Here is a 12,540-nt window from a genome sequence, read left to right as displayed (position 1 = left end):
ATGTCATTTGAAACCGCTCAGTGAGCCGTTTGTATATATTCTTTAAGCTCTGGGATCTCGCAAGGCACGCAGCCGACTTTGCCGACAACCACACCGGCAGCGAAATTCGCGAGCATGCAAGATTGAACCAACGAAAGACCAGACACCAAACCTAAAGAGAGAGCCGCGATAACCGTGTCCCCAGCTCCCGTCACATCAAAAACTTTGCGCGCATACGTTGGCACTTCCGTGATGTGATCGCCAGAGAAGATCGTCATTCCATCTTTTCCGCGAGTCAGAACCACTTCTTTGGCGCCCGTGATTTTCTGAAGAGCGCGACCCACTTCAACAACTTTATTTGGATTGTTGCGAAGATCGTCAAAATCCATTCCGGCCAGAGTCACTGCTTCATCAAAGTTTGGCTTGATCAAATCCACACCTTGATAGAAAGGACCCGACGAAGTTTTGTGTGGATCGACGAGAACGCGTTTGCCTTTTTGTTTGCAAATCGCGACAACCTTTTCGATGACGTTGCGAGAAATCACACCTTTTTTATAATCTTCAATAACCACACAATCTGCGTCTTCAACATTCTTTTCCACCATGTGGATCATCTGAGCTTCCACTTCCGCAGAAAGGCTGGAACGAACTTCGTAATCCACGCGCACCAAGTGATGGTGCTTTGCCATCACACGTGTTTTGCGTGTCGTTGGACGAGATGTATCCGTAACAAGAAATTCAGAACTCACTCCACTTTTCGCGCAAAGATCGCGAAGAAGGTTTGCGCCCGTGTCGTTACCGACAACGGAAACCAACATCGCTTGTCCACCCAAGCTGCAGACGTTTTGAGCGACGTTCGCCGCCATTCCCAGGCGCACGTCTTCTTGCTCTACTTCCAAAACCGGAACCGGAGCTTCAGGGCTGATGCGACGAACTTCACCCAGGACGTATTCATCAACACAGACGTCACCGATAATGAGGATTTTTTTACCTCTCATCAGAGGCAGTTGATTGATCAGAAGTTCTTTTTCTTGCGGACCTACGGTCGCCTTTACAGGTGTTGTCATTTTTTCATCCTTCAGGCCATGGTTTTAACGGAAGCCAGGGGCCCTGTCACCTTCTTATCACTCACCCGTTGGCCATAAGCCCTTAGCTATGGTATGGACATCCCATGACAAAATCCAAAGGAAAATTCTTCGGTAAAGGACCTTCGCGACCTCCGCAAAAGGGTGCCTTTTCTGCAACGCGACCTTCTTCCGAGAAGAAGGCCCCGGCGCGAGGTCTGGTGTATAAAAATGGCTACATCAGCCCCCGTGAAAAAGAAGAAATCCTTAAGTATTTAGCCACTCTTTATCCGATCTGGGAGATGCGCTATTCCAAGAACAATCCTCCTCCGGAAAACCAGAAGCAACGACCATTGTTGCGCCCCGTTTACTGGCTTGGAAACTGGCAGTTTGCGTGTCTGAACTACTATCATCCCCCCAAAGGCATTTATAACCGCTGCGTTCAAGCTGAAGGTTACCCGCCAGTTTTGGAATATCTGGTGCAAAAAATTGAAGCCTTGGTTCACGAAAGTTTTGAACCGCGCGACATTCCACGAGGCTGGCACCTTAACACCTGCCTTATCAATTACTACGGCAATCAGATCACCGAAGAAGGCAAACGCATCGACTGCGCCCGCGTCGGCGAACACAAAGACTTCGAGCCTGGACCTGTCGCTTCTATTTCTTTTGGCGAACGCGCCCTATTTCAATTTGTTTCCAGCAAAGGGACCGAGTCAAAATCCAATGTGATCTTGCAGCAGTGGTTGGAAGATCGCTCTTTACAAATCTTTGGTGGAGATAAATTTAAAAAACACCTTTTCCACCGTGTACAACGCGTGGATACCAAGGAAGGTCACTTCTTCCCGTTGAATGAGATTTCAAATTTTGAAACTCGTCGAATCAACTTCACTTTCCGCTATGTTCCTGACGAACACGTCGTTCCTTTTCAACGTCTGCCAGAGACTGTGAAAGAAGATGTGCAGGGTTACGTGGAAAAGCTTTCCGAGCGCTCAGAGTTCTTTAAAGAGCAACTCGCAAAACCTCAGACCTAGACCAAACTTAATGCTTCCCTAGTCACCGGCTTCATTTTGTGTGGCCGGTCTTGCTTTTGTCTCAGAAAAATCTTTGAATTAGATCCATGCAAAAAGAGTTCGATGTATTGATTGTTGGGGCAGGGATTATTGGGACGTCTATCGGCGCAGAGCTTTCTCGTCGTGGCGCCAAAGTCGGCGTGATTGATAAAGGCACGGTAGGTCGTGGATGTTCATATGGAAATGCGGGTTGGATGACCCCTTGTTTTGCCATGCCACTGCCGATGCCGGGAATGCTTTTGAAATCGATGAAGTGGTTGCTAGATCCCGCAAGTCCTCTTTATATCAAACCTTCTTTGTCTTTGGATTTAGCCTCTTGGCTTTTCCAATTCATGAAAGCGATGAACGAAACCCAAGCTCGCCGCGCGGTGGATGCCTTGGTCGTTTTGTCGCAAAAAAGTCTGACGGAATACGAAAAACTAGGACAGAAATATCCCGAGATCTTTTTCCAACAAAAAGGTCTTTTGATGGTTTCTAAGACGGAAGCGGGCGTTGCCGCCGCGGTCGAAGAATTAAACTACGTGAAGAACTTAGGGGTTCCCGGAAAAGTTTTAAACTCGGATGACATTCGTCAGATGGAGCCGGCTTTAAAGTCACCACTTTTAGGTGGCGTCTACTTCGAAAAGGAAGCGATGGCAGAGCCCTATCAAGTGGTCCAAGCTTTGGCGAAAGAGATTCGCGCGCACGGTGGAGAAATTTTAGAAAACTGTACGCTTCAAGATCTTCCCGTCAGCGGAAATAAGATTGAAAAAGTCGTTACTTCGCTAGGTGAAATCAAAGCCAAACAAGTCGTTATGGCGACAGGCAGCTGGTCTAAATCGATGGCCCGCATGATGCGCCTGCGCGTTCCTGTTTTAGGTGGCAAAGGCTACGCAATGATTGTTCCACCTTTGGAAACTCAACCACAATATCCGATGATGTTGGTCGAGAAAAAAATCGCGATCACTCCCCGTCAGAATTCACTGCGCATTGCTGGAACTTTAGAACTTGTGGATCAAGATTTTTCTATTACTCCCAAACGTGTCGATAATATTAAAAAAGGGGCGCGTGAATTCTTGCATTTGCCCGAAGAGCTTCAAGTTCAAGAGTTGTGGGCGGGTCTCCGTCCTTGCACACCCGATGGTGTTCCATTGGTGGGCTACCACGATAAGATTTCAAATCTCATGTTGGCATTGGGTCACCAAATGTTGGGTCTTCAAAGTGGCACCGGCACAGGTCTTCTGGTTTCTGATCTTATCGAAGGCAAAACACCTTTTGTGGATATGAAAGTTCTAGACGCCAATCGCTTCTAAGAAATAAAAAGGCTTTGCTGTTAAGGGCAAAGCCTTGTTTCAAAAATCATTTTCAAACAGCTATTGAGCCACCGGCCACGAAGCTTTAAGAATGGCTTTGCCGGTCGTTGTATCCAGAGTGAAGCGCAGATTTTGATTCAACCAACGCACGATCATTTCTTGTTCAGAACCGCTCAATTCTTTATTCAGAAAGCGGAAATCAAATTGAGAAAGCGGCAGACTTAAATTCATCGTCTTTTCTTTGCCAGCGGCATTTTCAAGCTCAAGCTCGACAGTTGCAAATCCCGATTTTTTACCGGGTTCTTCCACCGTGAATTTCACGGAAGAACCCTTGTCGAAAAAGCCCTTCCATTCATCATCCGTCAATTCGATAGAAAGAGATTTTTCCACCATCTTAAAGTTCGGCGAATGCGAAAGAATCTGCGACTGAAGAAGTGTCGTTAAAGCCACCCAGTCATAGGTGATTGGCAACGAGCAATGAATCCCTTGAGGCAAATCCACCACACGAATATTTTTACTGTCGACTTTAATGTCTTTATTTTGAAGACGTTGAGAATTGATATTGAACGGCACTGCTGGGTCCTGTTCGGTGGCATAGATCAATACGGGCTGCTCGACATTTTTATAAAATTTCCAGAAGTTATTGAGTTCCCAAAAATCCGGTCCATCCTTCATTCCTGGCGGAAGCTTCACACTCGAAATATAAGACAACCCGCCTTTGTAAGTGCGCGCCACCTCAGTAATCGCGGTGGATAAAAAGGAAAAGCTTTCGTAGCTGACCAGAGCCGGCATCTTCGTACCCAAAGCGCTCAAACGCTGGCGTCCCCACAGGTCTACAAACGCCGATTTCACTCCACTGTTTGTTAGACTGAGCATTGTCGCATTCAAATCAACAACCGGGCACATTGCCGTAAAACTTTGAATCAATGGGCGTGATGACGAATTGAACTTATTCAAAAGCGATGCGAACAAAACGCCGTGCCCACCCAAGCTGATACCAAAGAAATGAACTGAATCTACAAGTTGGGACAAAGGCTCGTTATTATCGTTCAAAAGTTTCGCGAGCAAAATATTCTGAATGCCTTCGTCGTAACCACCGAACGAGAACTGATTGTTATTGGCGACAAACTGACCACTGGACATGTTTTCCAGCAGAAGAACATTGAATGGAGACTGTTCAAAAAGCATCATCATCCAAGCACGCTCCGCCTTGAAATCCTCACTGTTAGCAAAAATCCCTAAACGAATAACCACCAACGGACGTCTTTTAAAATCCCCTTTTAAACCCAAAAGACCTTTGAGCTTCACATTGCCCGGCAGATTTAAAACCACACGGCGAAGAAACGGATGCCCGAACGGATCGTACTTCATCGTTAGCATGCTCATGTTTGCGAAATAACTATTGTCACCCGTCTCAAGCTCGGCGCGGCAATCTTGAAAGTACTTCTGAATCAACGCTCCTTGCAGCTGCAAGGAGTTTTTCAGGCGTGGATCCTTCAGACGCTGCCCCCAAACATCCGGATTGCACATGGCACTAAAGAGCTTTGGTTCCCCGCGAGGGATCCAACTCACAATGTTGTTAAAGACAAAATTCAGAGGTTCAGGATACTGCCCAGATGCGTCAGTCAGAATCGGCGCGGTTTCGGAGGGGAATTCAATGCGTGAGCTATTGAACTGCTCCATGAAAGCGCGTTGCGGACTATTGGCAAAGACCGGAAGGGCGAAAATAGCGACACCAAGAAGACTAAAACAAGACCGAAGCATAGGCCTGATTGTGGCCAAAAAGAACCACTGAGTCATCTCCTTTTTCCGGAGTGACTTTGAGTATTTGCTTCATTAGACTCTGGCGAGTGTATTTTTAAGGAGACACAAATCATGGAACACAAGATAGAGCCCCTTTATGATGGGCCTCTTTTCAGAAACGCCATTCAAACTCTCGAAGAAGCGGCAAAAATTATCAACTGTGACCCTAACGTACTAGAGCGCTTGAAACGTCCTCGTCGCGCGATCACAGTCTCCGTTCCCGTTCGCATGGACGACTACAGCGTAAAAGTTTTCACTGGGTACCGCGTTCAGTACTCTCCGACTTTGGGCCCTTACAAGGGTGGTATCCGCTATCATCAAAACGTAGACCTTTCTGAAGTTGTCGGCCTTGCGGCTTTGATGACTTTCAAAAACTCGGTATTAGGTCTTCCTTTGGGTGGTGCAAAAGGTGGTATCACTGTTGATCCAACAAAACTTTCTCGCACTGAAAAACAAAATCTGACTCGTCGTTATGCTTCTGAAATTGGGCCTTTCGTAGGACCCACTAAAGACATCCCTGCTCCAGACGTGGGAACTGATCCCCAAACAATGGCTTGGTTCATGGACACTTACTCTCAAGAGCAAGGTGGCTTCGCACAACCTGGCGTTGTGACGGGTAAACCTGTTGAGATCGGCGGATCTTTGGGGCGCAACCACGCAACAGGTTTGGGTGTGGTTTATGTCGCTGAAAAAGCTTTCGAAGTTTGCGGCATGAAAATGAATGGTGCCTCTATCGCAATTCAAGGCTTCGGTAACGTAGGGTCTTTCGCGGCGAAGTTCGCTCACGAACGTGGCGCTCGCATCGTGGCTGTATCTGACGTTTCTGGTGGTATCTACAACGGCGATGGCCTTGATATCCCTGAAGTGATGGAATACGTAAAAGCTCACAAGTTCTTGAAGGGCTATCCAAAAGCTCAACCTATCAGCAATGAAGAATTGCTTGAGGTGAAGTGTGATGCTCTCTTCCCTTGCGCTCTTGAAAACCAAATCGACACTCACAATGCAGAAAAAATCCAAGCGAAAATCATCTGCGAAGGTGCCAACGGTCCTGTAACAAATGCCGCGACAAAAATCCTTCATAAGCGTGGTGTTTTCATCGCTCCAGACGTGATCGCGAACGGTGGCGGTGTGATCGTTTCTTACTTCGAATGGGTTCAAGACATCATGTCGTTCTTCTGGGACGAAGAAGAAGTGAATGGCCGTTTGAAAGGTATCATCACAAAAGCTTTCGACAAAGGTTACGCTCTTTCTAAAGAGAAAAACATTGATATGAGATCTGCTGCCATGGCGGTTTCTGTTCAACGTCTTGAAAAAGCGATGCTTCTAAGAGGCCTATATCCTAGATGATTAAGTTCGGTTGCGCGGCTCCGGCCGCTCCACCTTCTGCGCGAGGCTCTCGATGAAGCCTTGGATGCTCTTACCACCCCAATGGGCTCACGACCTGAGCTCTTGGGGTTTACCTCTCTACTCTTTGATTCACGGAAGAAAAACGCCCGAATGGAAAAGCTTCACCTGGCGTGGTCTTCATTTTAAAAATCCTCTGGGCATTGCTGGCGGCGTAGATAAAAACGCAGAACACCTGAAAGAATGGTGGTCGTTGGGCTGCGGTTTCGTAGAGGTGGGGACAGTGACTCCTCTTCCTCAAACACCGAATCCCGGTAAAATTTTAGACCGCGATGTGAAGCTTCAGGCGATGTGGAATAAGATGGGTTTTCCAAGCGAAGGTGCGGAAGAGACTTTCTATAACCTGACTTATTATGCTCCAAACTATCGCACGCCGATCTTTGTGAACATCGGGAAGAACCGTTACACTCCCAACAACCAAGCGGTTTTGGATTATCTGTTTTTAGTAGATAAATTTCGTCCATTTGCAGATGCTTTTGTTGTGAATATCTCGAGCCCCAATACAAAGGGTCTTCGAGAACTTCAGAATAAAGAAAATCTGCGCTCTTTAATCGGGCCTATCGTCGACCGTGTTTCCCATTTTGAACCTACTCCCGTGCTAGTGAAACTGTCACCGGATATGGGGGATGAGGCTTTGGCCGAAACAGTTTTGAATTGTCAGGATTTGGGTGTCGATGGCTTTGTGCTAACAAACACGACTCTTTCCCGTCCTGCCGGCTGTCACTTCCCTGAAGAAGGGGGCCTTTCAGGCGCACCTTTAAAAGATCTGTCTCAACGCGCTTTAAAAGTGGCTGTTGAAAGTTTAGGCAAAAAGCGCGAAGGTCTGCTTTTGGTCAGCGTTGGGGGCATTTTAACTCCGGAAGATGTCTTTGAAAGATTGCAAATGGGCGCAGATCTTGTTCAAATTTATAGTGCACTTGTGTTTCATGGACCGAACTTTTTCCATGATGTAGCTAGAAGGTATAATGACGGACGATAGCGCTATCGAAACTAAACCCAAAAAATCCAAGATCCGCAAAGGTCATTGGATTCCTGTAGTCGCGGGTTTTTTGCGTAAAGATGGCAAAATCTTGGTCGGTCAACGTCCCGAAAATAACTCCTTGGCTGGTCAGTGGGAATTCCCTGGTGGCAAAATCGAAAATGGTGAGACACCGGAAGACGCTCTTTCGCGCGAGCTCAATGAAGAATTGGGCATTGAAGCCGAAGTGGGCGAACTGAAACTTGCCTGTACACACTCTTATGGAGATGTAGGGATTCTCATATTATTTTATGAAATCCTATACTGGAAGGGCGAACCTCGGGCTAAGCACCATATGATGTTAGAGTGGATTCACCCCGAAGAGCTCAAACATCGCAACATTCCCGAGGCCAACCGCAAGATCCTGCACAAGATCTACAAAGCTTTAGGACTTGAATGGCGAAAATAATCCTCGTAAGCAAACATGTGAACGCAACTTCGTGGCAGCTGGCGCAAGCTTTAAAAAGTCAGCAGCATGAAGTGGTTCTGCTTACGAGTCATGGTGAAGTTCCCCCGGAAGATACAACCGGCATCGAATTCATGGGATATTTCAAAAGCTGGAGTGTGCTGGAAGGGTTTCGCATTATTCCCGGCCTTTTTGGGCTGCATCCGCAAATCCTGCATGTCCTTTTAGACGAAGATCAAATGAACCCGGCGCAGATGATTCTATCGACATTTGCGAAATCTCATCCGTCCTGTGTTCTTACGACTTCTTTATTGAATATTCGTCGCGGTTTAAGTCGCCGCAATCCCGTTCGCTACTTGGTTGAAGAAAGCGACATCATCACATGTCCTACGGTTGAAGCTTTGGGGCAATTGCGTGGATTGAATGTGCGCTCCCCCCGTCAAGGACGAGGAATTTTACCTCCCGTTCTTGATTTAAAATCAGACTTCGCTATCACCGCATTTCAAGAGGACATTGAAGAGCAGTTTTTCCACGCGCTTGAAGCCAGACCCTACGTGGTGATCCCTTTTCGCGAAACTCACTTTGATCCGGAAGCGGAAAACTTTGTGCGCATTCGCACCTTGGCTCAAAAGTACAAAGTCGTTCTTTGGGGAAGTTATTCTCACTGGAGCCTTCGAGATCGCAAAAAGTTTGCCGCTTGGATGGATGAATTCCAATGCGGGCACAACTGGACAGTGACAGGAAGCCTGAGTCCTCAGGCGGGCCGTCAACTTCTAGAAAAAAGTACGGCCGTTATGCTTGCTGGCCAAGGTTTTACACCGATTGAAATGACGGATTTCTATATGAAAGCCATTCATTCCCACGCGGTTTTGATTCTGGACTCTAAACAGTCCAGCGTGCATTCAGATCTTTGGAAGAACACGGTGAATTGCTGGATCTTAAACCACGACCATATCCATGCGGATCTTGTGAAGCTGCTATCGAAACCGCACCTGCGTGTCCCTGAAAGTCTGTCTGAACAGCTAGCTGAAGACCGTCACTTGATTGATTCATCATTGAATGAACTCAATCGTCTGTACAATAGGGCTTTAAATCATTTAAGATGAGCTTATGCTCACCAAACCTCGTTTGCCTGAAACCTTAAATATCTGTCTGACTTCGCATCGTTTTCCGATTTTAAGTCGAGCGACAGATCATGGTTTTTTATGGCCTATCGCCCGAGGTCTCGCTAAAGAAGGCCATAAGGTCACTGTTTTAGCGGCAAGTTCTCCTCTTAAAAAACCCGAAGTGGTGCGCGATGGTGTTCGCGTATTCTTCTTGCATGAAGGCGCTAAAAACCTTTCGCACATGAGCTTTCAAATGGCGGTTCGCCAACGCTTCATGCAGCTTCATAAAGAAGATCCGTTTCATTTGGTTCATAGCATTGATAAATCAGGTTACCGCATTGGCAGCCGCAAAGACGATTTGAAAGTCGCCGTGGCCTATGACGTGGAAGCGACTCAGATGTCTCAGCTTTTTGCGATCCGAGCGATGAAACAGGACACGTTGGGAAGCATGCTTTCAACAGCTATCGCGACGACTTATAAATTCCTTACGACGTACTATGGCGGCGATCGCCGTTTACTTTCTACGGCCGATGGAATTTTCGTCACCAATCCCGAGCAAAGAATTATTCTGGAAAGATATTATCTTTATCCCGATTTCCACACCTACACCGTTCCCTATGGAATCGAACTGGGTGACCTCACGCCGAAAGAAAAGTCTTACGAGCTTCGTAAAAAATTGGGAATTCCTGAAAATGCCCATGTCGCGGTGACTTTGTCAGACATGACGCAAGCCCAAGAATTAACACCTCTTTTGAAGGCCTTCGAAAAGGTCGCGATTAAAAAGCCCAACAGCTATTTAATCGTCATCGGCAATGGTCCCAAATTTAAAGACATCGAGTACCAGGTTTTGAATCACGCTTTAGGAAATCGCGTGGTCATGCCGGGGGCCGTTCCTGCCGCTGAGATCGAAGACTATATTGTTTTAGGTGACGTTTTCATCAACATGGGGTCTAGAACGACAGGCTTTGAACCGACGACTTTAGAGGCCATGGCGCAAAAAAAGGTGGTTTTGGGTTCAGAAGTGTCCCCGATTGCCAACATTATTGAAGATGGGCGCGATGGATTTTTACTTCGCCCGGCTGATGTGGACTCCATGAGTAATCTTTTGGTCGAAATTTTCTCTGGAACCATGCCTGCTGACGAGATCGGCGATCGAGCACGCCAAAAAGTAGTCGACCTTTTTGACACGCCTAAAATGGTCCAGGCGACGCTTGATGCCTATCGTAAAATCCTGATCAATACGGGTCTGTATAAGAAGCATTGAGTTAAATGCTTGAATTTTGATGTCACAGCACTTCATATCTGTATAATCGAGAGTGTTATCAATACTTTAAGCTGAGCCCTTTAGGAAAGCCGACGATGACAAAAGCGGATTTGATTAATTTGATTTCTGAAAAAGCGGGTATCACCCGTGTTAAAGCCGAGACGGTTGTAAACACCATTTTTGACTCTATGGTTGAAGCATTGATGCGTGATGACCGTATTGAAATCCGTGGTTTTGGTTCATTTGTGAATCGCCAATATGGGGCCTATAAAGGACGCAATCCGCGCACAGGTGAAATCATCAACGTGGAAGAAAAGAAACTTCCGTTCTTTAAAGTCGGAAAAGAACTCAAAGAAGATATCAATAACGGGCCTAAAAAAGGCTAAATAAAAGGGGCTTTGAAGCCCCTTTTTTTATTCCTGATTACTTCGCTTTTTCACACTCGGTGTGAGTCACTTCATAGAAGCTTTCAAACTTTGCAAAATAAGTAACACAAGAAAAAAGAGGCACTTCGCCACGAGTGCGGTAGTAACCACGCACTTGAGTTTGCACTGCTAAATCCGCATTCGGAATTTGCAAGAACTTGTGACCTTCGATAGCCACGATACCTTCATCAAAACCCAGCTCTGACAGAACGCTTTCATTCGTCATTTCCCAAATAGCTTTCATTTTTCCAGCGAAAGCGGGAGTTGCAGATAGAACTAATAAAGCGACGATCAGCTTTTTCATCAATGAACCTCTTTAGCGTTTTTTTATTAAGGATGCTGAGGTTCTATAGAAGAAAACTGCTGACGGAAAGTTAGGTTTTTGTTCATTGTTAAATTTACTGGCAAATATGGCGGAAACTGAGAGGACACTGAGGGTTTTTCGTTTTTCCTTCACAAAGGCAAAAATCCCCGCCGCGAAGACTTAAGCTTTTGGAAAGACTTTGATTTCACTGATCTGAGGCAGATTTAGCAAGGCCATGAACAGTCTTTCTACGCCCAAAGCAATGCCCCCAGAAGGAGGCATTCCCGCCTCAAGACACAGGAAGAATTCTTCATCCAAATTCACGACTTCCTTCCCCATGTCTTTCTTTTTTTCAAGATCCTCGGCCGAACGCAGGCGCTGAATACCTGGGTCATTGAGCTCATGAAAGGCATTGGCAAGCTCTAAACCCTTCCAATAAACCTCGAAGCGGTCTCCCCAACCTTCTTCCGTCAAACGGGCCAAGGCCGCCTGATAGGGAGGATATTTTTCAACGAAAATCAGTTCTTCTGTCGGCAGGGCAGACTCAATTTTTTCCAAAAATATCAGGAAAAAATAGTCATCAATGCTTTCTGCACTTCGCACGTCCACACCTAATTTTTGTGCCAAAGACTTCAGTTCTTCTTTGGTAGTGTCTGGCTTTAAATCGAAGTAACAATATTGTTTAAAAAGTTCCGAGATGCTCACACTGCGCACTTTTTTAGGTGCTTCGGTTTTGAGCTTTTTCGCTAGAAAAACCACAAGTTTTTCCACGTCTTTTTTGATCGCAGAAAGGTTGTCATAGGCGCGATACCACTCCAGCATCAAAAATTCTGGTTGATGCTTTTCAGTGATTTCGCCATTGCGATAACAGGGGGCAATTTCGAAAATCTTTTCCGCACCTAAAGCCAAGGCTTTTTTCAGATGCAGCTCAGGGCTTGTCGGAAGATACAGTTTTTCTTTGCGAGATCCCACTTGCAAAAAAGTGGAAAAAACATCGAGACTAGGCTCGGTGCCAGGGCACGCCACCAATGACGGTGTCCTTAATTCTAAAAAATCCTCTTGCGTGAAAAAATCCCTGAGACCTTGTAAATATTCAGACCATCTTGCAAGAAGTTCTTTATTGAAGGTGCGTTTCGGTAAAGCCGATTTCTGTGGCGCCAAAAGAACGATACGAGTTGCTGAAACGACCGCCACCAAGTCCCCTTCAATCAGAAATTCAGAGTGTTCGGGGGCTTTGTCGAATTCAATTTTATGGAATTTGTTATCGCGGGACAGAGTCAGCTTTAAGGACTCCCCCTCTTTTTCGATCTTGTAGATTCGCCCGGCCGCCTGAGCTTCAGACGGCATCGCGGGATAAGATTTCCAAATAAGGTTGAGATAGTCTTTTCTTGTCAAAGCCCTGCCA

The 12,540-nt window shown here is 46.3% G+C and carries 12 protein-coding genes; 8 read left to right on the top strand and 4 right to left on the bottom strand.

The genetic code is table 11. The annotated features are described in order from the left end of the window. Positions 1-17 precede the first annotated feature (17 nt). Positions 18-1,046, bottom strand: coding sequence for a D-glycero-beta-D-manno-heptose-7-phosphate kinase (rfaE1, locus tag ACLWBD_RS03195; RefSeq protein ID WP_063243758.1), 1,029 nt, complete (start codon positions 1,044-1,046; stop codon positions 18-20). Between the two features lie 104 nt (positions 1,047-1,150). On the opposite strand from rfaE1, the gene ACLWBD_RS03190 reads away from it, so the two are divergent. Then, positions 1,151-2,074: an alpha-ketoglutarate-dependent dioxygenase AlkB gene (locus ACLWBD_RS03190; RefSeq protein WP_413569500.1), complete on the top strand. Its 924-nt coding sequence runs from the start codon at positions 1,151-1,153 to the stop codon at positions 2,072-2,074. Between the two features lie 86 nt (positions 2,075-2,160). Beyond that, on the top strand, positions 2,161-3,405 hold the full coding sequence (locus tag ACLWBD_RS03185; RefSeq protein WP_413569499.1) for an NAD(P)/FAD-dependent oxidoreductase: 1,245 nt from the start codon (positions 2,161-2,163) through the stop codon (positions 3,403-3,405). 60 nt (positions 3,406-3,465) lie between these two features. On the opposite strand, the gene ACLWBD_RS03180 is transcribed toward ACLWBD_RS03185, so the two are convergent. Next, complete coding sequence (locus tag ACLWBD_RS03180; RefSeq protein WP_413569497.1) at positions 3,466-5,169, bottom strand: hypothetical protein; 1,704 nt, start codon at positions 5,167-5,169, stop codon at positions 3,466-3,468. 111 nt (positions 5,170-5,280) lie between these two features. On the opposite strand from ACLWBD_RS03180, the gene ACLWBD_RS03175 reads away from it, so the two are divergent. The 6 genes from ACLWBD_RS03175 (at position 5,281) to ACLWBD_RS03150 (ending at position 10,792) form a co-directional block, all read left to right on the top strand. After that, positions 5,281-6,555 carry a Glu/Leu/Phe/Val family dehydrogenase gene (locus tag ACLWBD_RS03175; protein ID WP_063206418.1) on the top strand — a complete coding sequence of 425 codons (1,275 nt, stop codon included), beginning with the start codon at positions 5,281-5,283 and terminating at the stop codon, positions 6,553-6,555. 52 nt (positions 6,556-6,607) lie between these two features. Then, the gene (locus tag ACLWBD_RS03170; RefSeq protein ID WP_413569496.1) at positions 6,608-7,591 is read left to right on the top strand and encodes a quinone-dependent dihydroorotate dehydrogenase; all 984 of its coding nucleotides are present in this window, start codon (positions 6,608-6,610) and stop codon (positions 7,589-7,591) included. Further along, the gene (gene mutT / locus ACLWBD_RS03165) at positions 7,578-8,039 is read left to right on the top strand and encodes an 8-oxo-dGTP diphosphatase MutT (RefSeq protein WP_063206416.1); all 462 of its coding nucleotides are present in this window, start codon (positions 7,578-7,580) and stop codon (positions 8,037-8,039) included. The genes ACLWBD_RS03170 and mutT overlap by 14 nt, the downstream gene beginning before the upstream one ends. Continuing rightward, positions 8,027-9,142: a hypothetical protein gene (locus tag ACLWBD_RS03160; protein ID WP_413569495.1), complete on the top strand. Its 1,116-nt coding sequence runs from the start codon at positions 8,027-8,029 to the stop codon at positions 9,140-9,142. The genes mutT and ACLWBD_RS03160 overlap by 13 nt, the downstream gene beginning before the upstream one ends. A 4-nt stretch (positions 9,143-9,146) precedes the next feature. Next, positions 9,147-10,406, top strand: a complete 1,260-nt coding sequence (locus tag ACLWBD_RS03155; protein WP_413569494.1) for a glycosyltransferase family 4 protein — start codon at positions 9,147-9,149, stop codon at positions 10,404-10,406. A gap of 95 nt (positions 10,407-10,501) precedes the next feature. Next, on the top strand, positions 10,502-10,792 hold the full coding sequence (locus tag ACLWBD_RS03150) for an HU family DNA-binding protein (RefSeq protein WP_063206413.1): 291 nt from the start codon (positions 10,502-10,504) through the stop codon (positions 10,790-10,792). Positions 10,793-10,829: 37 nt separating this feature from the next. Here ACLWBD_RS03150 and ACLWBD_RS03145 read toward each other — a convergent pair whose 3' ends face one another. Then, complete coding sequence (locus ACLWBD_RS03145; protein ID WP_063206412.1) at positions 10,830-11,135, bottom strand: hypothetical protein; 306 nt, start codon at positions 11,133-11,135, stop codon at positions 10,830-10,832. A gap of 180 nt (positions 11,136-11,315) precedes the next feature. Further along, complete coding sequence (epmA, locus tag ACLWBD_RS03140) at positions 11,316-12,530, bottom strand: EF-P lysine aminoacylase EpmA (protein WP_413569493.1); 1,215 nt, start codon at positions 12,528-12,530, stop codon at positions 11,316-11,318. Between the last annotated feature and the right edge of the window lie 10 nt (positions 12,531-12,540).

The sequence above is a fragment of the Bdellovibrio sp. HCB117 genome (genome assembly GCF_047305915.1).
GTDB lineage: Bacteria > Bdellovibrionota > Bdellovibrionia > Bdellovibrionales > Bdellovibrionaceae > Bdellovibrio > Bdellovibrio bacteriovorus_B.
Note: the sequence above shows the minus strand (reverse complement) of the source record. Positions and strands in the feature narration are given on the sequence as shown.